This is a genomic window from Xanthomonas translucens pv. undulosa (assembly GCF_017301775.1).
Classification (GTDB): domain Bacteria; phylum Pseudomonadota; class Gammaproteobacteria; order Xanthomonadales; family Xanthomonadaceae; genus Xanthomonas_A; species Xanthomonas_A translucens.
In genome coordinates, this window is the sequence record NZ_CP063993.1 from 3,442,983 (window position 1) to 3,463,672 (window position 20,690).

Consider the following 20,690-nt stretch of genomic DNA (forward strand, 5'->3'; position numbering starts at 1 on the left):
ATGCGCGGGCGCAACAGTGGCGTCCAAATGCCCGTCGGCAGGGGAAAATCCGTGGGGCTTATCCCAAAGAGTCAGCAACCGCTGATCGGTGTCGATATCAGTTCGACTGCGGTCAAACTGTTGCAGCTGTCGCGTAGCGGCAATCGGTTCCGCGTAGAGCACTATGCCGTGGAACCCCTGCCGCCCAACGCCGTGGTCGAGAAGAACATCGTCGAGGTCGAAGCCGTGGGCGAGGCGATCCGCCGCGCCGTGACCCGTTCCGGTACCCGCGCCAGGCATGCCGCGGCGGCGGTGGCCGGCTCGGCGGTGATCACCAAGCTGATCCCGATGCCGGCCGAACTGGACGAGAGCGAACTGGAAGCGCAGGTCGAGTTGGAGGCGGTCAACTACATCCCGTATCCGATCGAGGAAGTGAACCTGGACTTCGAGGTGCTGGGGATCATCCCCAACAATCCGGAGATGGTGCAGGTGCTGCTGGCCGCGTCGCGTTCGGAGAACGTCGAGCTGCGCCAGTCGGCGCTGGAGCTCGGCGGCTTGATCGCCAAGGTCATGGACGTGGAGGCCTTCGCGGTCGAGAACGCGTTCGCGATGGTTGCCAGCGAGTTGCCGGTGGCCGCCGACGGCGTGGTCGCCCTGGTCGATATCGGCGCCACCATGACCACGCTCAACGTGCTGCGCGGCGGGCGCAGCCTGTACAGCCGCGAACAGGTGTTCGGCGGCAAGCAGCTGACCGACGAAGTGATGCGCCGCTACGGCCTGACCTACGAGGAAGCCGGCATGGCCAAGCGCCAGGGCGGGCTGCCGGAAAGCTACGCGATCGAGGTGCTGGAGCCGTTCAAGGAGGCGACGGTGCAGCAGATCAGCCGCCTGCTGCAGTTCTTCTACGCCGGCAGCGAATTCAACCGGGTCGACCACATCGTGCTGGCCGGCGGTTGCGCGGCGCTGGCCGGGTTGCCGGAGATGGTCGAGGAACAACTGGGGGTGGCGACCGTGGTCGCCAACCCGCTGGCGCAGATGACCCTGGGGCCGAAGGTCCAGGCGCATGCGCTGGCGCAGGACGCGCCGGCGCTGATGATCGCCACCGGCCTGGCTCTGAGGAGCTTCGACTGATGGCAAAAATCAATCTGCTGCCCTGGCGGGCGGAGCGGCGCAAGCAACGCGAGCGCGAGTTCTACGCGATGCTGGGCTTCGCTGCGCTGGCCGGCGTGCTGCTGGCCTTGCTGGTCTGGTTCTACTACGACCGCCAGATCACCGGGCAGAACGAGCGCAACGCCTATCTGCAGACCGAGATCGACAAGGTCAAGGCGCAGAACCAGGAAATCGACAAGCTCGACGAACAGAAACGGCGCTTGCTGGCGCGCAAGCGGGTCATCGAGGAACTGCAGGCCAAGCGCTCGCAGATGGTGCATCTGTTCGATTCGCTGGTGCGCACCATCCCCGACGGCGTGGTGTTGACCGCGGTCAAGCAGGAAGGCGACATCCTGACCCTGGAAGGGCGCTCGCAATCCAATGCGCGGGTCAGCGCTTACATGCGCAACCTCGAAGGCTCGGGCTGGATGACCAATCCGGAGCTGTCGGTGATCGAGGCCAAGGCGCAGGACAAGGAGGCCAAGGGCCCGATCGTCGACGCCAAGGCCCTGCCGTACGTGTTCACGCTCAAGGTCAAGCTGCCGGTTCCGGGCGACGCCTCCGAATCGGCGCCGGGCGCGGCCGCACCGGGCGCGGCCGCCACGCCGGCGCCGCCCGCCGCTGCCGTGCCTGCTGCAGCGAACGCAGCCACTGCACCCGCGACGCCGCCGGCCGCCACACCGGCCGCCACGCCAGCGCAACAGGGACCGGCGTCATGAGCAAGAAATTCAATGTAAAAGACCTCGACTTCAACAACATCGGCAACTGGCCGCAGCAGGCCAAGATCGGCTTCTGCGTGCTGCTCACGCTGTTCATCCTGGCCATGTCCTGGTTCCTGCTGCTCAGCGACAAGCGCGACGAGCTGGGTTCGCTGGAGCAGAAGGAAACCGAGTTGCGCGCCTCGTTCGAGAAGGAGCAAAGCCGCGCGGTCAACCTGCAGCCGCTGAAGCAGCAGCTGGCGCAGATGGAGCAGGTGCTGCAGCAGATGCTGCGGCAGCTGCCGAGCAAGACCGAGATGCCGGACCTGATCATCGACATCTCGCAGACCGCGTTGTCCAGCGGCCTGGCCAACGAGCTGTTCCAGCCCGGTCCGGAGTCGCCGAAGGAATTCTACGCGGAGAAGCCGATCGCGCTGCGCATGGTCGGCAGCTACCACCAATTCGGCGCCTTCGTCAGCGGCGTGGCGTCGCTGCCGCGGGTGGTGATCCTGACCATGCATGACATCAATCTCAAGCCCAAGGATAAGAAGGCCGGACTCACCGCGCGCGGCGAGCTGGAACTGTCCGGCACGGTCAAGACCTATCGCTATCTGGACGACAAGGAGATGGCGGACCAGGAAAAGGAGGCAGCCGCGGCGAAGAAGGGTTCCAAGCAAGGCGGTGGCGCATGAAGCGGCGGACCATGGCATTCAAGTGCCTGGCCGGGCTGGCGCTGGTGGCGCTGCTCGGCGCTTGCGGCCGTGGCGTGACCAGTTCCCCGGGCGATGCGCCGAACCTGGAAAACTGGGTCAAGGAGGTGCGTGCGCGGCCGGCGCAGCCGCTGGAGCCGCTGCCGGTGATGCAGCAGTTCGAGACCTTCGAATATGCGGCGCAGGGCCTGCGCGATCCGTTCAGCGATGCCTGGACGAGTCCAGACGGCAACAACGGCCTGCGCCCGGACCCGAACCGGCGCAAGGAACCGCTCGAGCAGTTCCCGCTGGACGGCCTGAAGATGGTCGGCACGCTGGGCAACGGCGGTGGCCTGGTGGCGCTGGTGATGGCGCCAGACAAGGTGACCTATCGGGTCCGCCCCGGCATCTACATGGGGCAAAGCGATGGCCGCGTGACCGGGGTGCACGAGGACCGCATCGATTTGATTGAACTGGTGCCGGATGGCGCTGGCGGTTGGCTGGAACGTCCGGCCGCCGTGGCGCTGGACGATCAATGATTGATTATGGGGATAGCACGATGACTTTTTCCAAAGCCCTGAGCCTGCGCCCCATCCGGCGCGGCGCGACGGTGCGGCTACGCGCATTGGGGTTGGCGACGCTGCTGGGGAGTTCGGCGGTGATGGGCGCGGCGCTGGCGGCGACGCCGACGCCGACGGCGGCTGCAGCTGCAGCGCAGGCGCCGGCCAAGCTCACGGTGTCGAAGATCGACTTCAAGCGCGGCGACGGCGATGCGGGGCGGCTGATCCTGCACTTCAGCGGCGCCGGCGCCAGTCCCGATCTGCGCACCCAGGGCAACACCGTGGTGGTCGATATCGGCAATGCCGCGTTGCCGGCGGAGCTGCAGCATCCGCTCAACGTCACCGACTTCGCCACGCCGGTGCAGCGCATCGACGCCAAGCCCTACGCCGGTGGCGCGCAGCTGGTGCTCAGCACCAATGGCCCATTCGAGTCGATGGCCTACCAGTCGGGCAACGACTACGTGGTGGAGATCGCGCCGCGGACCTCGGCGCCGGCGGTGGGTGCGGTCAGCGCGAGTACGGTCGGCCAGGCGGCGGCGCAGGTCGCCGCGCGCGGCTACAGCGGCCGCCCGGTGACGTTCAACTTTCAGGACGTGCCGGTGCGCACCGTGCTGCAGCTGATCGCCGAGGAATCCAACCTCAACATCGTCGCCTCCGACACCGTGCAGGGCAATGTCACCCTGCGCCTGGTCAACGTGCCGTGGGACCAGGCGCTGGACATCGTGCTGCGCGCCAAGGGCTTGGACAAGCGCCGCGACGGCGCCGTGGTCTGGGTCGCGCCGCAGCAGGAACTGGCCAAGTTCGAGCAGGACAAGGAAGACGCGCGGATCGCGATCGAGAACCGCGAGGACCTGACCACCGACTACATCCAGATCAACTACCACAGCGCCTCCACGATCTTCAAAGCGCTGACCGAGGCCAAGGGCATCGGCGGCGGCTCCGGCGGCGGCAGCGGTGGCGGTGGTGGCAGCGGCCAGACCGACAACGGCTTCCTGTCGCCGCGCGGGCGCATCGTCGCCGACGAGCGCACCAACACGCTGATGATCAGCGACATCCCGAAGAAGATCGCGCAGATGCGCGAGCTGATCAACGTGATCGACCGTCCGGTCGACCAGGTGCTGATCGAGGGCCGCATCGTCATTGCCACCGATACCTTCGCCCGCGACCTGGGCGCCAGGTTCGGCATCGGCGGTGCGCACACCTACGGCGACAACACCGCGACCATCGGCAGCGGCGCGACCGGTGGCAACGTCGCGGCCACGCGCGGTCTCAATGTCAATCTGGGTGGCAACACCTTCACCAGTACGCCGACGCTGCCGAGCCTGGCCTACACGCTGCTTGGATCCAACTTCAACCTGGATCTGGAACTGTCGGCGCTGCAGGAGGAAGGCCGTGGCGAAGTCATTTCCAACCCGCGCATCGTCACCTCCAACCAGCGCGAGGCGGTGATCAAGCAGGGCAAGGAAATCGGCTACATCACCATCACCGGCGGCACCGGCGGGACCGCGGCGACGCCGAACGTGCAGTTCAAGGAAGTGCTGCTGGAGCTGAAGGTCACCCCGACCATCACCGACGACAATCGCGTGTTCCTGAACATGAACGTGAAGAAGGACGAAGTCGACCAGTACCGCGTGCTCGAAGGCTACGGCACCATTCCGGAAATCAACCGCCGCGAGATCAATACCGCGGTGCTGGTGGACGACGGCCAGACCGTGGTGATCGGCGGCGTGTACGAGTTCACCGACCGCAACAGCATCTCCAAGGTGCCGTTCCTGGGCGATATCCCGTTCCTGGGCAATCTGTTCAAGAAGCGCGGCCGCAGCAAGAGCAAGGCCGAACTGCTGATCTTCGTGACCCCGAAGGTGATGCGCGTGGCCAAGCGCGCGCCCAGCGCCGGCTGACGCGCGCGGGCCGTGCCGAGCGCCTGCGCACAGGCGAGGCGGTGCTGGCATCAGGACGGGAGAAGCATGCGCTTCTCCCATCTTCGTTTGTGCCGAAGGATGAGGCAAATCTGAATTTGCGGCCGATGCTTGCGCTGCGCGCAGAACCATTTCACCGCCGATGGGTCAAACTCGGCACATGAACACCACGCCCTCCAGCTTCGACCCCACTCCCGCCGCGTCCGAGCAGCAGCGCCTGCACGCCGCCTTCCTGGCCCTGCGCGACGGCCTGTCCGAAACCATTGTCGGCCAGGCCGCGCTGGTGGAGCGGCTGCTGATCGCGCTGCTCGCCGATGGCCACCTGCTGGTCGAAGGCGCGCCCGGCCTGGCCAAGACCACCGCGATCCGCGCGCTGGCCGCGCGGCTGGAAGCGGATTTCGCCCGCGTCCAGTTCACCCCGGACCTGTTGCCGGCCGACCTCACCGGCACCGAGGTGTGGCGGCCGCAGGAAAGCCGCTTCGAGTTCCTGCCCGGGCCGATCTTCCATCCGATCCTGCTCGCCGACGAGATCAACCGCGCGCCGGCCAAGGTGCAGTCGGCGCTGCTCGAAGCGATGGGCGAGCGCCAGGTCACGGTCGGCCGGCATACTTATGCGCTGCCGAAGCTGTTCCTGGTGATGGCCACGCAGAACCCGATCGAGCAGGAAGGCACGTTCCCGCTGCCGGAAGCACAACTGGACCGGTTCCTGATGCACGTGCGGATCGGCTATCCGGAGGCCGCCGCCGAGGCCGAGATCCTGCGCCTGGCGCGCGAGCGCGCGCGCGAAACCCTGGACCATGGCGAGGCGCCGCCGCCGCGGATGCCGCTTGACGACGTGTTCGCCGCGCGGCGTGCGGTGCTGTCGCTGCATCTGGCGCCGCCGCTGGAGCGCTACCTGATCGAACTGGTGCTGGCCTCGCGCGACGCCAGCGGCTACGACCCGGCATTGGCGCGGCGCATCGCCTGGGGCGCTAGCCCGCGCGGCTCGATCGCACTGGAGCGCTGCGCGCGCGCGCGCGCTTGGCTGGCGGGACGCGACTTCGTGACCCCGGACGACGTGCGCGCAGTCGCGCCGGACGTGTTGCGCCATCGCGTGCTGCCCAGCTACGAGGCCACGGCCGAAGGCTGGGACGGCGATCGCCTGGTCGCGGCGCTGTTGGACAAGGTGCCGCCGCCTTGAGCGAGCGGCAGCGCCAATCCGGGCGGCCGCCGTACCGCGCGCCGGCGTATCGCGCCGCTGCGCTGACGGTCTGCGGCAGCGTGGCGCAGGCGAGGTAAGCGACGATGGCAGTACAGGCGATGCCGCCGCAGACGTCACATGCCGATACCGCGAGCGGCGGCGACGGCGTACGCCCGACCCTGGCCGAGCTGGTGGCGCTGCGCGCGAGCGTGGCGCGGGTGCCGCCGCCGCGGCGCGGGCGCCATGGCCTCAGCGGCAGCGCGCCGGCGGCGTTGCGCGGGCGCGGCATGGAGTATGCCGAGTCGCGCGAATACGTGGCCGGCGACGACGTACGCCATATCGACTGGCGACTCACCGCGCGCAGCGGGCGCACCCATACCAAGCTGTTCCAGGCCGAGCGCGAACGGCTCAGTCTGATCGTGGCCGATACCGCGCCGGCACTGTATTTCGGCACCCGCGTGCGCTTCAAGTCGGTGCAGGCCGCGCGTGCCGGCGCAGTGGCGGCGTGGACCGCGCAGCGCCAGGGCGACCGCCTGGCCGCCTTGCGCGGCAGCCGCAGCGAGGCGCCGGTGCCGCCGGCGGCCGGGCCGCGCGGCGCCCTGCGCGTGCTCGACGCGCTGGCGCGCTGGTATGCGCAGCCGCCGCAGGACGATGCCGGCCTCGGCGTGGCGCTGGAACACGCGGCCAAGCTGCTGCGGCCCGGCTCGCGGCTGCTGGTGCTGGCCGATCCGGCCAGCGCACATGCGATTCCGGCGGCGCGCTGGGCCGGGCTGGCGCTGCACAACGACGTGGTGCTGCTGTTGCTGGCCGACGCGCTGGAACTGCAGCCGCCGCGCGCGGCGCTGCCGTTCTGGGCCGGCGGGCGCCGGGTGGAAATCGATTTGCAGGCGGCCAGCGCGCAACAGCGCTGGCACCACCAATTCGTCGCGCCGCTGGAAACGCTGGCCGCCGAACTGCCCGGCCGCGGCGTGCAAGTGCGCGTGCTGCGCAGCGATGCGGCCAGCGAATCCTGGCTGCTGCCGGCGCCGGGCGCGAGCGCGCCGCGATGACGCCGCAACAACTGCCGCTGCGCGATGTGCATCTGCCGCCGGCACCCGCCTGGTGGCCACCGGCGCCGGGCTGGTTGCTGCTGGGCGCCTCGGTGTTGTTGGCGCTGGGCATCGCGTTCGGCCTTTGGGCCTGGCGGCGCGCGCGGCGGCGCCGCTGGCAGCGCCAGTTCGATGCGGAGCTCGGCAGCGGCGCTGCGCCGGCGCAAGTGGCCGCGGTGTCGGAATTGCTGCGCCGCGCAGCGCGTCGGCGCGACCCGGCCGCCGCCGCGCTGCAGGGCGAAGCATGGCTGCGCTTCCTCGACGGCGGCAAGCGCCAGGACTTCTCTGCGGGACCGGGCCGCGTGCTGCTCGATGGCGGCTATCGGCGCGACCTGGAGCATGCGCAGCTGCAGGCGCTGCTGCCGCTGGCGCGGCGCCGCTTCCTCGAGCTGATGGGCGGGCGCCGGCGATGATGGCGATGGGCACGCTCTCGCAGCACTGGCAAAGCCTCAGCGATCTGCTCGCCGGGTTCGCCTGGCCGTGGATGTGGCTGGCGATGCCGTTGCCGCTGCTGGCGCGTGTGCTGCTGCCGGCACAGCGCGGCAGTGCACCGGCGTTGCGTGTGCCGTATGCCGCGCAGTTGCAGGCGGTGGCGGCTGCGCCCGCGCGCGGCGGCCTGTGGCGGGTCGGCCTGTGGCTGACCTGGCTGGCCTGGTTCTGCCTGTGCGCCGCTGCGGCGCGGCCGCTGCAACTGGGCGAGCCGATCTCGCCGCCGCAACAGGCGCGGCAGTTGATGCTGGCGGTGGATCTGTCCGGCAGCATGAGCGAGCCGGACATGACCCTGGGCGGACGCGTGGTGGATCGCCTGACCGCGGCCAAGGCGGTGCTGGCCGACTTCCTCGACCGCCGCGACGGCGACCGCATCGGCCTGCTGGTGTTCGGCCAGAAGGCGTATGCGCTGACCCCGTTGACCGCCGATCTGGCCACGGTGCGCGACCAGCTGCGCGACAGCGTGGTCGGCCTGGCCGGGCGCGAGACCGCGCTCGGCGACGCGATCGCGCTGTCGGTCAAGCGCCTGCGCGAGCAGTCGCAAGGCGACCGGGTACTGATCGTGCTGACCGACGGCGTCAACACCGCCGGCGTGCTGGAACCGAGCAAGGCGGCAGAGCTGGCCAAGGCCGAACACGTGCGCGTCTACACCATCGCCTTCGGCGGCGCCGGCGGCTATTCGCTGTTCGGCCTGCCGATGCCCGGTGGCGGTGGCGGCGACGACCAGGTCGACGAGGACACCTTGCGCAAGATCGCGCAGGACACCGGCGGCCGCTTCTTCCGCGCCCGCGACACCGACCAGCTGGTCTCGATCTACGCCGAGCTGGAGCGCCTGGAACCGGTGCGTTCGGTTGGCCCGGCGGTGCGCCCGCGGACCGAACGTTATGCGTGGCCGCTGGGCGTGGCGTTGCTGCTGGGCTTGATCGCCTTCGTGTGGCCATGGAGGCGGCAATGAACGCGGTGCTCGGCTTCCTGGAGGCGTTGCATCTGCTGCGGCCGCAGTGGCTGTGGGCGCTGTCGTTGCTGCCCTTGCTGGGCTGGAGCTGGCTGCGCCGGCGCCGGCGCAGCAACGTGTGGCGGCACGCGGTGGACGCGCACCTGCTGCCGCAGCTGCTGGCGAAGGAGGATGGCCGGCAATCGCTGTCCGGCCTGTGGCTGGCCGCGCTCGGCTACCTGCTTGCGGTGGTGGCGCTGGCCGGGCCGAGCTGGCGCCAGGAACAGCAGCCGCTGTGGCAGTCGCGCACGCCGCTGGTGATCGCGCTGGATCTGTCGCCGCGGACCGAGGCCGGCGACCTGCCGCCGTCGCGATTGCTGCAGGCCCGCGCCAAGCTGGCGACGCTGCTGCGCGAGCGTGCCGGCGGCGAAGTCGCACTGCTGGCCTACGCCGGCGAACCCTACACGGTCGCGCCGTTGACCGACGATGCGGCCAACGTCGCCCTGTTCCTGGACGCGCTGTCGCCGCAGGTGATGCCGGTGCCCGGGCAGCGCAGCGACCTGGCCATCGACTGGGCGGCACAGTTGCTGCGCCAGGCCGGTTTCGCCCGCGGCGACATTCTGCTGCTCAGCGACCAGGCCGACACGCAAGCGCGGCAGGCCGCGGCGCGCGCGGCCGGGCAGGGCTACCGGGTGTCGGTGCTGGGATTGGGAACCGCGCAGGGCGCGGCCTATCGCGATGGCCAGGGCGGCGTCGGCCACGCGCAACTGGATGCCGCTTCGCTGCAAGCGCTGGCGACTGCCGGCAATGGCCGCTACGCCTTGCTGACGCCCACCGATGCCGATCTGCGTGCGCTGGGCGTGCTGCAAGCGGCGCAGCAACAGGACGCGACGGCCGCCGCCGAGCACAGCGGCCGGGTCTGGCTGGACCAGGGTTACTGGTTGCTGCCGCCGCTGTTGCTGCTGGCCCTGTTCGCGTTCCGCCGCCGCGCTGGCGCTGCCGTGCTGCTGGTATTGCTGCTGCCGCTAGCGATGCCGTTGACGGCGCATGCGGCGGCGGCCGATACGGGCGGCGGCGACTGGTGGCGGCGTGCCGACCAGGTGCGCCAGCAGCGTCTGGACGCGGGCGTGCAGGCCTATCGCAAGGGCGATTTCGCCTCTGCGCAGCAGCAGTTCGAAGGCATCGACAGCGATCAGGGCTGGTACAACCTGGGCAATGCGCTGGCCCGCCAGGGCCGCTACGACGAGGCGATCGACGCTTACGACAAGGCGCTGCGACAGCATCCGCAGATGGCCGATGCGATCGCCAACCGCGCCGCGGTCGATGCCGCGCGCAAACGCCAGTCCGCACAGAACCAATCCGGGCAGAACAAGCAGGGGCAGCAGGGCAAGGACAAGGCGCAGCAGAACCAGCAAGGCCAGTCGCAGCCGGGTGCCGGCGGCGCGCCCAAGGGCCAGGACCCATCGCAGGCCAAGGCGCCGTCGCCGTCGGATGCGCAAGGCCAGCCGGGACAGAAGAATGCGCAGTCGCAGGCGGGGTCCAAGAAAAAGGATGCGCCGCCGCCGGGGCCGCCGAAGACGGGCGATGCGCAGGCGCAGCAGCAGGCCGATGCGGCGCAGCGCCAGCAGATGCAGCAGGCGATGGCGCAGCAGGGCGCGGCAGGCAAGGAAGCGACCGCACGCGCCGCCGCGGCCGCGGCGGAAACCCCGCAGCAGCGCGAACAGCGCCAGGCGGTGGAGGCATGGCTGCGGCGGGTGCCGGACGATCCGGGCAACCTGCTGCGCGCCAAATTCAAGCTCGAACACGAACGTAGGCAGCGGGAAGGACCATGATCGAACGCAAGCAACGCCGCTGGTGCGGGGGCGTGTCCGCCACGCGGATGCGCTCGGTCATGCTGACCCTGTGGGCAGGACTGCTGCTGTCCGCGCTGGCGCTGCCGGCCGCGGCCGCCACCCGCGCGTGGCTGGACCGCGACAGCATCGGTGCCGGCGAGAGCGTCACCCTCAACATCGAGACCGACCAGGGGCTGGCGGCGCCGGAATACGCGCCGCTGCGCGTGCAGTTCGCGCTCAGCGACGAGGTCAACAGCCGGCAGATGCAGATGGTCAACGGCCAGGTCACGGCCAAGTCGCTGTTCGGCGTGGCGCTGACCCCGCGCGGCACCGGCACGATCGAGATCCCATCGTTGCGCGTCGGCAACGAGCGCACCGCGCCGCTGCGACTGCAGGTGACCGCGGCCGCGCCGGCGCCGGCCGGCAGCACCCGCGGCGGCGATCCGGCGCAGCTCGGCAATACCGACGTGTTCGTGCAGACCGTGGCCGACGACGCGCAACCGTACGTGCAGCAGAGCGTGGGCGTGGTGGTGCGGCTATACCTCGGCGTGCCGCTGACCTCGGGTGAGCTGGATCTGGATCCGCCGGCAGGTGCCGCGCTGCAGCGCATCGGTGACGATGTGCAGAGCCGGCGCGAAATCGACGGACGCATGTTCACCATCGTCGAGCGCCGTTACCTGCTGGTGCCCGAGCGCAGCGGGCCGTTGACGCTGCCCGGCGCGCGCTTCCGCGGGCGCGGCCCCAGCGGTTTCTTCGACGATTATTTCGGCCGCGGCGGCGACCTCACCGCGCACAGTGCCACGCATACCCTGCAGGTGCGCGCGCAACCGGCCAATGCGCCGCAGCCGTGGTTGCCGCTGCACGACCTGCGCCTGCGCTACACCGCCACGCCGCAGCGTGCTGCGGTGGGCGAGGCGGCCGACATCGTGGTCGAGGCCAGCGCGCGCGGCGCCACCCAGGCGCAGTTCCCGGAGCTGCCGACACCCAGCGTCGATGGCGCGCAGGTATTCGCCGAGCCGCCGCAGTTCGACGAGAAGTTCGTCGACGGCAGCCCGCAATTGAAGATCACCCGGCGCTACTCGATCGTGCCGCAAACCGCCGGACCGTTGCGGGTCGGCGGGCTGCACGTGCCGTGGTGGGACGTGGCGGCCGGCGCCGCGCGCGAGGCCACGCTGCCCGATCTGCACCTGCAGGTGCTGCCCGGCCGCGCCGCACCCGCCGCGCCTGCAGCGCCGATCAGCGTCGCGGCGCCGAGCGTCGATGCGTCGCCGGCCGGCAACGCGGTGACCCCGGCTCACGCGGTGTCCGGCTTGCTCGGCGCATTACCGCTTTGGATGGCGCTCGCTGCGCTGTTCGCGCTGTTGTGGCTGGCGACGCTGGTTTGGGGTTGGCGGCGCGGCCGCGCGTCGCGTACGCCGGCCGGCGCACACGCTGCGCCGGCCGCGTCGGCTGCGGCGAGCACTGCGCCACGCGCCCGCTACGGCCTGCCGGATCTGCGCAAGGCGTTGGACGGCGGCGGCCTGGACGAAGTCGCCGCGATCCTGTGCGCGCAGGCCGGTGTCGCCGATCTCGACGCGCTGCTCACCCGCCTGGATGATTCTTCGCAACGCGAGGCGGTGCTACGCCTGCAACGCGCCCGCTGGGGCGACGCCGGCGATGTGCCGGGCGCGCGCGCCGCGCTGCGCCAGGCGTTCTGGGCAGGACCGCGCTGGTGCGATACGCCGCGCAAGCAGCGCAAGGACGACCTGCCGCCGCTGTATCCGCGCGACGCGTGAGAGCGTCGTCGCGGTCGTGAGCGAGGCGGCCCGCCGCGTGCTCGCGGGCTGACGCCGGCTTGCAGCCCGCCAGTGCGGGTTTGTTAAGCTCGGGCTTCTCTCCTGCAAGGCAACACCATGACCGACACCTCCGTGAAGGCCAAGACCGGCATGCCCTTGCACTGGAAAATGGCGATTGGCTTCGTGCTCGGGCTGGTGCTGGGCCTGGCCGTGCACCTGAGCGTGGGCGGCGATGCGGCCTGGGTGCAGGCGCTGACCACGTACCTGACCACGCCGTTGTCCAAGCTGTTCCTCAGCCTGATCTTCATGCTGATCGTGCCGCTGCTGTTCTCGGCGCTGGTGATGGGCATTTCCGAGATGGGCGATATCCGCGCGCTGGGCCGGATCGGCTGGAAGACGCTGGGCTATACGGTGGTGCTGTCGGGCATCGCGGTGCTGCTCGGGCTGGTGCTGGTCAACGTGCTCAAGCCGGGCATCGGCGTGGACCACGCACTGGCGCAGCAGCTGCTGCAGCAGAACGCCGAGCGCGCCGCGCAGATCGTCGATCAGAGCAGGCATCAGCCGCGCGGCATGGACATGCTGCTGTCGATCGTGCCCGACAACGTGGTCGCCGCCGCTTCCAGCAACGGCGCGATCCTGTCGCTGATGTTTTTCGCGGTGATGTTCGGTGTGGGCATGGTACTCAGCGAGGACGCCAAGGTGGCGACGCTGCGGCGCGGCATCGAGGGCATCTTCGAGATCTCGATGACCCTGATCGGGCTGGTGATCCGCCTGGCGCCATATGCGGTGGCCTGCTTCATGTTCAACTTGGCGGCGCTGTTCGGCTTCGAACTGTTGATCCGGCTCGGCGCCTACGTCGGTGTGGTGGTGCTGGCGCTGGGGCTGCACATGGTGGTGACCTACGGGCTGGCGGTGAAGTTGGCCGGGCGCTCGCCGCTGGCGTTCTTCCGTGCCACCCGCGAGGCCACGGTGATGGCGTTCTCCACCGCCTCCAGCAACGCCACCTTGCCGACCGCACTGCGCGTGGCCGACGAGATGGGCCTGCCGAGCAAGGTGTCGCGCTTCGTGCTGATCGTTGGCGCCACCGCCAACCAGAACGGCACCGCGCTGTTCGAGGGCATCACCGTGATCTTCCTCGCCCAGTTCTTCGGCGTGGAGCTGAGCATCGCCCAGCAGTTCATGGTGATGCTGGTGTGCATCCTCGGCGGCATCGGCACCGCCGGCGTGCCGTCCGGCTCGCTGCCGGTGGTGGCGCTGATCTGCGCGATGGTCGGGGTGGACCCGGTCGGCATCGGCATGATCCTGGGCGTCAATCATTTCCTGGACATGTGCCGCACGGCGCTGAATGTGACGGGGGATCTGGCGTTGACGACGTTGGTGGCGAGGGGGGAGGGGGATGGGCGGGACTCGGAACTCGGAACTCGGAACTCGGAACTCATGAAGCGCTGTCCGTGACCGTTTGGCTATTTGCAATGCGATAGGCGATAGGGATGCGTGGCCGCTAGCTTCTTGCGAGTCCCGAGTCCCGAGTCCCGCACTCCCCAGCCTGTGGGACAATAGCGAACCCGACGCCCCGCGCCCGCTTCCAATAGAACCCACATGACGACGCCTACCCGCCGCCAGCTCGCCAATGCGATCCGCTTCCTCGCCGCCGATGCGGTCGAGGCCGCCAAGTCCGGCCATCCCGGCATGCCGATGGGCATGGCCGACATCGCCGAAGTGCTTTGGAACGACTTCCTCAGCCACAACCCGAACAATCCGAAGTGGTTCAACCGCGACCGCTTCGTGCTCTCCAACGGCCATGGTTCGATGCTGCAGTACGCGCTGCTGCACCTGTCCGGCTACGACCTGCCGCTGGACGAGCTGAAGCGCTTCCGCCAACTGCACAGCAGGACCGCCGGCCATCCCGAGCGCAGCGAAACCCCCGGGGTGGAGACCACCACCGGTCCGCTTGGCCAGGGCTTCGCCAACGCGGTCGGTTTCGCGCTGGCCGAGAAGCTGCTGGCGCAGCGCTACAACCGCCCCGAGCACCAGATCGTCGATCACCGCACCTGGGTGTTCATGGGCGACGGCTGCATGATGGAAGGCATCTCGCACGAAGCCGCCTCGCTGGCCGGCACCTGGGGCCTGGGCAAGTTGGTCGCGTTCTGGGACAATAACCATATCTCCATCGACGGCAACACCGCTGGCTGGTTCAGCGACAACACCCCGGCGCGGTTCGAAGCCTATGGCTGGCACGTGCTGCGCGATGTCGATGGCCAGGATGCCGATGCGATCAAGGCGGCGATCGAGGCCGCGCTCAGCGAGAGCGACAAGCCGACCCTGATCTGCTGCCGCACCACCATCGGCTTCGGTGCGCCGAGCAAGTCCGGCAAGGAATCCTCGCACGGCGCGCCGCTGGGCAAGGAAGAACTGGAAGGTGCGCGCAAGGCGCTGCAGTGGCCGTACGGCCCGTTCGAGATCCCGCAGGAGATCTACGACGGCTGGCGCGCCGGTGGCGCCGGCACGCTGCGCCAGGCCGAGTGGGAGCAGGCGTTCGACAAGTACGCCAAGCAATTCCCGGCCGAGGCCGCGGAGCTGACCCGCCGCTCGCACGGCGAACTGCCGGAGGACTTCATCGCCCAGGCCGATGCCTACATCGCCAAGCAGGCCAGCGAGGCGCAGACCATCGCCTCGCGCAAGGCCTCGCAGATGGCGATCGAAGCGTTCGCGCCGCTGCTGCCGGAACTGATCGGTGGTTCGGCCGACCTGGCGCATTCCAACCTGACCCTGTGGAAGGCCAGCAAGTCGGTCGCCAGCGACGACCCGAACGCCAATTACGTGTACTACGGTGTGCGCGAGTTCGGCATGACCGCGATCGCCAATGGGCTTGCGCTGCACGGCGGCTTCATCCCGTTCGACGCCACCTTCCTGGTGTTCAGCGACTACGCGCGCAACGGCGTGCGCATGAGCGCGCTGAACCCGGCGCATGCGATCCACGTCTACACCCACGATTCGATCGGCCTGGGCGAGGACGGCCCGACCCATCAGCCGGTGGAACACCTAGCCTCGCTGCGCTACATCCCCAACAACGACGTGTGGCGCCCGTGCGACACGGTGGAGTCGGCGGTGAGCTGGAAGGCCGCGATCACCCGCCAGGACGGCCCCAGCTGCCTGGTGTTCAGCCGCCAGAACCTGCCGTTCCAGGCGCGCAGCGACGCGCAGATCCAGCAGATCGAACGCGGCGGCTACGTGCTGGCCGATGCCGAGGGCGGTGCGCCGGACGTGATCCTGATCGGCACCGGTTCGGAAGTGGGCCTGGCCGTGGAGGCGAAGAAGGTGCTGGACGCCGCGGGCCTGAAGACCCGCGTGGTGTCGATGCCCTCGACCGACGTGTTCGACCGCCAGGATGCGGCCTACCGCGAATCGGTGTTGCCGAACGCGGTGCGCAAGCGGGTGGCGGTGGAGGCCGGCGTCACCGGCTTCTGGCGCAAGTACGTGGGCCTGGACGGCGCGGTGGTCGGCATCGACACGTTCGGCGCCTCGGCACCGGCCGACCAGCTGTACACGTACTTCCAGATCACCGCCGAGCACGTGGTCGCGGCGGCGAAGGCGTTGTAACCCGGCGTCTCCCGCGGGAACGGAAAAGGCCGGCCCAAGCCGGCCTTTTTCTTGTGCGTGTCTGCGCCGTTGCGTAATCCGGATGAGCCACCTGTAGGAGCGGCTTCAGCCGCGACAGGCATTATCGGTCACGCCCGTCGCGGCTGAAGCCGCTCCTACAGGGTGCGTTATCGCCGCCTGATTGGTCAGCGCGTGGCGGCACGTTCAACCGCGCTTGCGCGGCTTGCCGCGCGCCGGCTTCTTGCCGATGGCGGCGTCGGGCTTGTGCGGCGTCGCCAGCGCGCCGGCGTCGTGCAGTTGCTGCAGCCACGACAGTGCATCGACGTAGGCCAGGAACTGCTGCAGGTAGCCCGGCGACAGGGTGCGCATCAGCGCCAGCGCGCGGTGCACCAGCACGCCGGAATTCAGCGGGCCGGCATCGGAAGGGGCCTGCTGCAGCGATTGCCGCAGCTGGCTGCGGCTGCGCAGCTCGGTCCACAGTCTGCGTGCATCATCGAGTGCGGGCAGTTGCTGCGCAGACTGCGGCGGCATGGCGTTTGCGGTGGCGTGCGCGTCATGCGTGGCGCCGCTGGCGAACCGCTGCAGCAGGTCGCCTAGCGGGCTGCGCGCGCTCTCGGTCGCGTTCGGCGCGGCATCGGCATCGGCATCGGCATCGGCGGTGGTCGCGGCCGGCATCCTGGCCAGGTCTGCGGCATAGGCGTCGAGCAACGCGGCCAACTTCCGCTCCAGCAGGCGCCGCGCTTGGCCCTGATGCGCGTCGGCGCGTCGCGCCAGCGCTTCGATGAAGCGCAAACGCAGCGGATCCAGGCGCTCGGCCTGCCGCTGCCGCCATGCGTCGAGCACTTCGCTCACGGGTGTCGCGTCAGCGCGCATGCGGTCTCGCGGCAGACGTGGACAGCTTCGGCAGCGGCGCCATCTCCACGCGGCGGTTGCTGGCGCGTCCGGCTTCGTCGGTGTTCGGGCTGACCGGTTGCTGCGCACCGAACGCGGCCGCGAACACCGCGTCGGCCGGCACGCCTTCCTCGATCAGCGTGCGGGTCACGGTCAGCGCGCGCTGCGCCGACAGTTCCCAGTTGTCGGCGAACTGGCGGTTGCTGTCGCGCATTTGGCGGTCGTCGGTAAAGCCGCTCACCATCAGGATCTCGCCGCGCGCTTTCAGATACCCGGCCAGCGGCGCGGCCAGGCTGTTCAGCAGCTCGCGCCCTGCGGGTTGTAGCTGGTCGGAATTGAGCGCGAACAGCACGCTGCCGCGGATGCCGATGCGGCCATCGACCAGCGTCACCCGGCCTGCCGCCAGCGGCGCAGCCAGCGCCTGTTCCAGGGTCTTGCGTTGCCGCGCCTCGGCCTGCCGCTGCCGCACTTCCTCGTCCAGCTTGTGCGACAGCTGCAGTTGCACGCCGATCACGCCGATCAGGATCAGCACGAAGGCGCCGAGCAGCACCGACATCAGGTCGCCGAACACCGCCCAGATCGGTGCGCCGGCGTCGGCATCGATTTCCAGCTCGTCGCTCATGCCGCTGCGGCCCCGCCGTCGGCGTGCTGGCCGGGCAGCTGGCGCAACTCCTCGATGATCTGCTTCTGCGACAGCAGGCTCAGGTCGATGACTTCCCTGGCCTGGGCGACGTAGTAGGCCAGCTGCTCGTCGCTGCGCGCGAGCGACTTGTCCAGCGCCTGTTCGATGCCTTGCAGGCGCTCCAGCAGGGCGGTGTTCGATTGGCCGAACGCCTCCACCGCGCCGCCGAAGGCATCGCCCAGGCTGGCCACTTCGGTGGCGCCGACCGCGACCTGCGCGGCGACCGTCTCCAGCTTGCCGGTCTCGGCCTGGATGTGGTCGGTGAAGCGGGTGCCGACGCGATCGAGCAGATCCGCCGAGGTGGTGACCAGGGCGTCCACCGCGGTGCGTTGCTCGGTGGAGGCGTGGTTCACCGCCTCGAGCAAGGTGTGCAGCGTGTCCAGCAGGCGGCTGCGCTCTTCCAGCATGGCGGTGTCGCGGACCATGCTTTCGGAGAGTTTCTGGCGCAGCTCGGCGACGACATCGGCGGCCGCCTTCGGCGCTTCCGAGGCGGTCTGCACCAGGCGCGAGATCTCGGCGATGGTGTCGCTGGCATGCGCCTGGGTCTGCGCCGCGATCGCGGTGGCGGTGCGTTCGAGCGTGGCGCAGATCTCCTGCTGGCGCTGCGCGTCGCGCTCGCCGTTTTGCGCCCACTGCGCGTTCAAGGCGGCGACCATCGCGGCGAATGTCTCCGTCCACGTGGCCAGGCGCGCCTGGTCGCGCGCCTGCAGCGCGTCCTGCAACTGCGCATGCGAGTGCTGCATGGCCGCGACCAGCGCTGCGGCGCGTTGTTGCAGTGTTGCCGCGGCCGCGTCCAGCGCCTGCGCGTTGCGCTCGGCCAGGGCGGCGTTGACGTCTTCCTGGCGCGACAGCGCATCGTTCCAGGCCTGTTTGGCGCCGTCTGCGGTGGCGTCCAGGCGCACCGAGATCGCGTCCAGCGCCTGCGCATTGCGCGCCGCCAACTGCGCGTTGATCTCCTCCTGGCGCGACAGCGCATCGTTCCAGGCCTGCCTGGCCCCATTCGCCGTGGCGTCCAGGCGCACCGAGATCGCATCCAGCGCCTGCGCATTGCGCGCCGCCAGTTGCGCGTTGATCTCTTGCTGGCGCGACAGCGCATCGTTCCAGGCCTGCTTCGCACCATCCGCGGTGGCGTCCAGGCGTGCCGATACGGCATCCAGCACGCCGTTGGAGCGCATCGCGAAGCTGTCGCCGAAGCCTTGCAGCGCACTGCGCAGATCCTGGACCAGCGCCTGGTTGGTGTCGCGCTGGCCGGCCAGCGCTGCATCCCATGCCTGTGCGGCGCGCGCGGCGGCGCGCTCGAAGCTGCTGCTCAGGCCATCCAGTTGGCGTTGCACGGCCTGGCCGACGTGCTCGTGCAGCGTGGCGGTTTCGCGCGCCAGGCCGTCCAGCGTGGTCTGCACCACCGGCTGCAACGCGGCGCCGAGCGCGCGCGCGTTCTCGGCGACGCCGGCCTGCAGCGATTGCTCCACCGCGCCGGCCAGGCGCGTGTAGGCGGCCTCGGTCCTGGCGTGGAAGGCGTCCTGGTTGCTCGCCAGGCGTTCGCCACTGGCCGCGCCCTGTTGCTCGATGCCCGCTGCCATCGCCTGCAGCCGATCGATCAGCGCCGGCATCAGGTCGCTCTGCCGCTGCAGCAGCTTGAACGCTTCGTTGCGCTGGAACGCCTGCGAATGGGCGTGCAGCGTGGTCGCGATGGCCAGATCGAGCCCTTGTACCGCCTGCAGCCGCTCGCGCCGGCACAGCGCGGCGAGCAGGCCGAGCATCGCCGAACTGGCCACGCCGGCGATCGAGGTGCCGAACGCGAAGCCGAGGCCCTTGACCGGTGCGGCCAGCGAGTCGCGGATGGCGTGCAGGTCGGTGGCGCTTTCCAGCGCCAGGCCGGTGCCGCGCAGCGTCGCCATCATGCCCAGGAAGGTGCCGAGCATGCCCAGCAACACCAGCAGGCCGACCAGGTACGGGGTCAATCCCGGTGCGGGCAAGGCGACGCGCTCGCCCTCGATGCGCAGCCGCACCGCGTTGCGCAGGCTGGGGTCGAGGCGCTGCAGCCAGCCGCCCAGGTCGGACTGCGCCGCGCTCGCATCCTCCACGCCATGCACCAGCGTGGCGGTGGCCTGCCGGTAGCGGTACAGCTCCAGCGCGCCGGCCACGTAGCAGGCGCCGATCAGCAGCGCGAAGCTGGCGCCCAGCGGATTGCTGCCGAGGTAGCCCACGCCGATCCAGCACACGGCGGCGAGGCCGGCCAGGAACACGACGGAATTGAACAGGTTCTTGAACATGAGGTCTCGGTCAGCGGCTGCGAAGCGCTGCAAGCAGCCCTTCGATGGGGTGAAAACGGATATCCAGTTCGGCGCGCAGCACGTGCTGCATGTCCTGGCGGAACACGTCCAGCCAGGCGCCGGCGCGCGGCACGCTATGCGCCGTTTGCGCCGCGTCCGGTACCGGCTGCGCGGCCTGGCGCAGGCGGTCGAAATGCTGTCCCAGCAACGCCGGCACGGCCGCCAGCAGGGTCTGTTCGCGTGGGCTCAGGGTCAGTTCCATGACCGCGTCCACCTCCGCCAGCCGCGCCATGTCGGCCGAGGAGCGCGCCAGCGTGTCGCGCAGCTGGCCGCGCAGGCGGCCGCTGGTGGTCAGCATCGCCCGCTGCAGCGACAGGTAGCGCTGGCGGAACGGCGCATAGTCGAGCGGGGTGTTGGGGTCGGCGCCGTGGCCAGGCGTGACGGCCTGGCGGCCGGCGTCCGCGCCGGTGTCGCTGGCGATGGACTGCTCCAGCGCGCCGCGCACACGCGCGCATTCGGTCTCGCTGGCGCTCTCGAACGGCGCGTCCTTGTCGACCGTGGGCAGCCTGCCGTCCAGCGCCCTGGACACGGCCACGGCGCGCGTCCAGTCGATCCATTGGCCGAGCCGGTCGGCCAGCGCAGGGCTGGATGGCGGTATGTCGGCGTCGGTGAGACGTGCGAGGAGGCGAATGAACGCCGGGCCCGGGACAGGCGGCCGTGGAAGAGCTTTCGCCATGCTTGTGCGTAAAACGCGCAATTTTACACGCGAATGACAGGCCAGTCCGGCCGGCCGCGCGGCGCCAGTGGAAAACCGCTGCGCCGGTGCGCTGCGGTTCAAGCGCCTGCGGCGGGAAAGGTGGCCGCTGGCCCTCGTGCGCAACGCCTGCGGTGGCAGGGATGCGCGGGGGCCTGGCCTCAGGCGGTCTGCAGCTCCAGGCCTGCCGCCGTCGCC

The 20,690-nt window shown here is 69.9% G+C and carries 17 protein-coding genes; 13 read left to right on the top strand and 4 right to left on the bottom strand.

From position 1 onward, the window contains the following. Window positions 1–51 precede the first annotated feature (51 nt). The 13 genes from ISN38_RS14605 to tkt all read left to right on the top strand — a co-directional run bounded on the left by ISN38_RS14605 (window position 52) and on the right by tkt (window position 15,892). Window positions 52–1,110, top strand: a complete 1,059-nt coding sequence (locus ISN38_RS14605) for a pilus assembly protein PilM (protein WP_003471536.1) — start codon at window positions 52–54, stop codon at window positions 1,108–1,110. Next, window positions 1,110–1,847: a PilN domain-containing protein gene (locus tag ISN38_RS14610; RefSeq protein WP_206711864.1), complete on the top strand. Its 738-nt coding sequence runs from the start codon at window positions 1,110–1,112 to the stop codon at window positions 1,845–1,847. The genes ISN38_RS14605 and ISN38_RS14610 overlap by 1 nt, the downstream gene beginning before the upstream one ends. Further along, a complete protein-coding gene (locus ISN38_RS14615; protein WP_003471530.1) occupies window positions 1,844–2,518 on the top strand; it encodes a type IV pilus inner membrane component PilO in 675 nt (224 codons plus the stop codon). The genes ISN38_RS14610 and ISN38_RS14615 overlap by 4 nt, the downstream gene beginning before the upstream one ends. Window positions 2,519–2,529: 11 nt before the next feature. Beyond that, on the top strand, window positions 2,530–3,054 hold the full coding sequence (locus tag ISN38_RS14620; RefSeq protein ID WP_170874096.1) for a pilus assembly protein PilP: 525 nt from the start codon (window positions 2,530–2,532) through the stop codon (window positions 3,052–3,054). A 20-nt stretch (window positions 3,055–3,074) separates the two neighbouring features. Beyond that, window positions 3,075–4,976 carry a type IV pilus secretin PilQ gene (locus tag ISN38_RS14625; protein WP_038239345.1) on the top strand — a complete coding sequence of 634 codons (1,902 nt, stop codon included), beginning with the start codon at window positions 3,075–3,077 and terminating at the stop codon, window positions 4,974–4,976. Window positions 4,977–5,154: 178 nt separating this feature from the next. Beyond that, a complete protein-coding gene (locus ISN38_RS14630; protein WP_003471521.1) occupies window positions 5,155–6,174 on the top strand; it encodes an AAA family ATPase in 1,020 nt (339 codons plus the stop codon). 104 nt (window positions 6,175–6,278) lie between these two features. Then, window positions 6,279–7,223, top strand: a complete 945-nt coding sequence (locus tag ISN38_RS14635) for a DUF58 domain-containing protein (protein ID WP_399506568.1) — start codon at window positions 6,279–6,281, stop codon at window positions 7,221–7,223. Beyond that, window positions 7,220–7,675 carry a DUF4381 family protein gene (locus ISN38_RS14640; RefSeq protein WP_003473484.1) on the top strand — a complete coding sequence of 152 codons (456 nt, stop codon included), beginning with the start codon at window positions 7,220–7,222 and terminating at the stop codon, window positions 7,673–7,675. The genes ISN38_RS14635 and ISN38_RS14640 overlap by 4 nt, the downstream gene beginning before the upstream one ends. After that, complete coding sequence (locus tag ISN38_RS14645; protein WP_003473485.1) at window positions 7,672–8,706, top strand: vWA domain-containing protein; 1,035 nt, start codon at window positions 7,672–7,674, stop codon at window positions 8,704–8,706. Before ISN38_RS14640 ends, ISN38_RS14645 begins: the two co-directional genes overlap by 4 nt. After that, window positions 8,703–10,517, top strand: coding sequence for a vWA domain-containing protein (locus ISN38_RS14650; protein ID WP_047325227.1), 1,815 nt, complete (start codon window positions 8,703–8,705; stop codon window positions 10,515–10,517). The genes ISN38_RS14645 and ISN38_RS14650 overlap by 4 nt, the downstream gene beginning before the upstream one ends. A 59-nt stretch (window positions 10,518–10,576) precedes the next feature. Continuing rightward, window positions 10,577–12,292 (top strand): BatD family protein, encoded by a 1,716-nt coding sequence (locus ISN38_RS14655; RefSeq protein WP_080964861.1) that lies wholly within the window; start codon window positions 10,577–10,579, stop codon window positions 12,290–12,292. Window positions 12,293–12,409: 117 nt separating this feature from the next. Beyond that, window positions 12,410–13,747, top strand: coding sequence for a dicarboxylate/amino acid:cation symporter (locus ISN38_RS14660; protein WP_206711865.1), 1,338 nt, complete (start codon window positions 12,410–12,412; stop codon window positions 13,745–13,747). Window positions 13,748–13,891: 144 nt separating this feature from the next. After that, window positions 13,892–15,892: a transketolase gene (gene tkt / locus ISN38_RS14665; protein WP_003469536.1), complete on the top strand. Its 2,001-nt coding sequence runs from the start codon at window positions 13,892–13,894 to the stop codon at window positions 15,890–15,892. Between the two features lie 204 nt (window positions 15,893–16,096). Here tkt and ISN38_RS14670 read toward each other — a convergent pair whose 3' ends face one another. From ISN38_RS14670 to ISN38_RS14685, 4 genes are read right to left on the bottom strand one after another with little or no spacing between them, the layout of a single operon-like run. After that, window positions 16,097–16,765: a DUF2894 domain-containing protein gene (locus ISN38_RS14670; protein ID WP_047325226.1), complete on the bottom strand. Its 669-nt coding sequence runs from the start codon at window positions 16,763–16,765 to the stop codon at window positions 16,097–16,099. After that, window positions 16,755–17,405: an OmpA family protein gene (locus tag ISN38_RS14675; RefSeq protein ID WP_047325225.1), complete on the bottom strand. Its 651-nt coding sequence runs from the start codon at window positions 17,403–17,405 to the stop codon at window positions 16,755–16,757. Before ISN38_RS14675 ends, ISN38_RS14670 begins: the two co-directional genes overlap by 11 nt. Continuing rightward, window positions 17,402–19,738 (bottom strand): DUF802 domain-containing protein, encoded by a 2,337-nt coding sequence (locus ISN38_RS14680; protein ID WP_047325224.1) that lies wholly within the window; start codon window positions 19,736–19,738, stop codon window positions 17,402–17,404. The genes ISN38_RS14675 and ISN38_RS14680 overlap by 4 nt, the downstream gene beginning before the upstream one ends. Window positions 19,739–19,748: 10 nt before the next feature. After that, window positions 19,749–20,474 carry a DUF3348 domain-containing protein gene (locus ISN38_RS14685; RefSeq protein ID WP_038238155.1) on the bottom strand — a complete coding sequence of 242 codons (726 nt, stop codon included), beginning with the start codon at window positions 20,472–20,474 and terminating at the stop codon, window positions 19,749–19,751. Window positions 20,475–20,690 lie beyond the last annotated feature (216 nt).

Coding starts and splice junctions, on each gene's coding strand:
- ISN38_RS14655 (WP_080964861.1), top strand. CDS start 10,577: ATGCTGACCCTGTGGGCAGGACTGCTGCTGTCCGCGCTGGCGCTGCCG.
- tkt (WP_003469536.1), top strand. CDS start 13,892: ATGACGACGCCTACCCGCCGCCAGCTCGCCAATGCGATCCGCTTCCTC.
- ISN38_RS14625 (WP_038239345.1), top strand. CDS start 3,075: ATGACTTTTTCCAAAGCCCTGAGCCTGCGCCCCATCCGGCGCGGCGCG.
- ISN38_RS14620 (WP_170874096.1), top strand. CDS start 2,530: ATGGCATTCAAGTGCCTGGCCGGGCTGGCGCTGGTGGCGCTGCTCGGC.
- ISN38_RS14635 (WP_399506568.1), top strand. CDS start 6,279: ATGGCAGTACAGGCGATGCCGCCGCAGACGTCACATGCCGATACCGCG.
- ISN38_RS14615 (WP_003471530.1), top strand. CDS start 1,844: ATGAGCAAGAAATTCAATGTAAAAGACCTCGACTTCAACAACATCGGC.
- ISN38_RS14685 (WP_038238155.1), bottom strand. CDS start 20,474: ATGGCGAAAGCTCTTCCACGGCCGCCTGTCCCGGGCCCGGCGTTCATT.
- ISN38_RS14670 (WP_047325226.1), bottom strand. CDS start 16,765: ATGCGCGCTGACGCGACACCCGTGAGCGAAGTGCTCGACGCATGGCGG.
- ISN38_RS14650 (WP_047325227.1), top strand. CDS start 8,703: ATGAACGCGGTGCTCGGCTTCCTGGAGGCGTTGCATCTGCTGCGGCCG.
- ISN38_RS14675 (WP_047325225.1), bottom strand. CDS start 17,405: ATGAGCGACGAGCTGGAAATCGATGCCGACGCCGGCGCACCGATCTGG.
- ISN38_RS14645 (WP_003473485.1), top strand. CDS start 7,672: ATGATGGCGATGGGCACGCTCTCGCAGCACTGGCAAAGCCTCAGCGAT.
- ISN38_RS14660 (WP_206711865.1), top strand. CDS start 12,410: ATGACCGACACCTCCGTGAAGGCCAAGACCGGCATGCCCTTGCACTGG.
- ISN38_RS14680 (WP_047325224.1), bottom strand. CDS start 19,738: ATGTTCAAGAACCTGTTCAATTCCGTCGTGTTCCTGGCCGGCCTCGCC.
- ISN38_RS14640 (WP_003473484.1), top strand. CDS start 7,220: ATGACGCCGCAACAACTGCCGCTGCGCGATGTGCATCTGCCGCCGGCA.
- ISN38_RS14630 (WP_003471521.1), top strand. CDS start 5,155: ATGAACACCACGCCCTCCAGCTTCGACCCCACTCCCGCCGCGTCCGAG.
- ISN38_RS14610 (WP_206711864.1), top strand. CDS start 1,110: ATGGCAAAAATCAATCTGCTGCCCTGGCGGGCGGAGCGGCGCAAGCAA.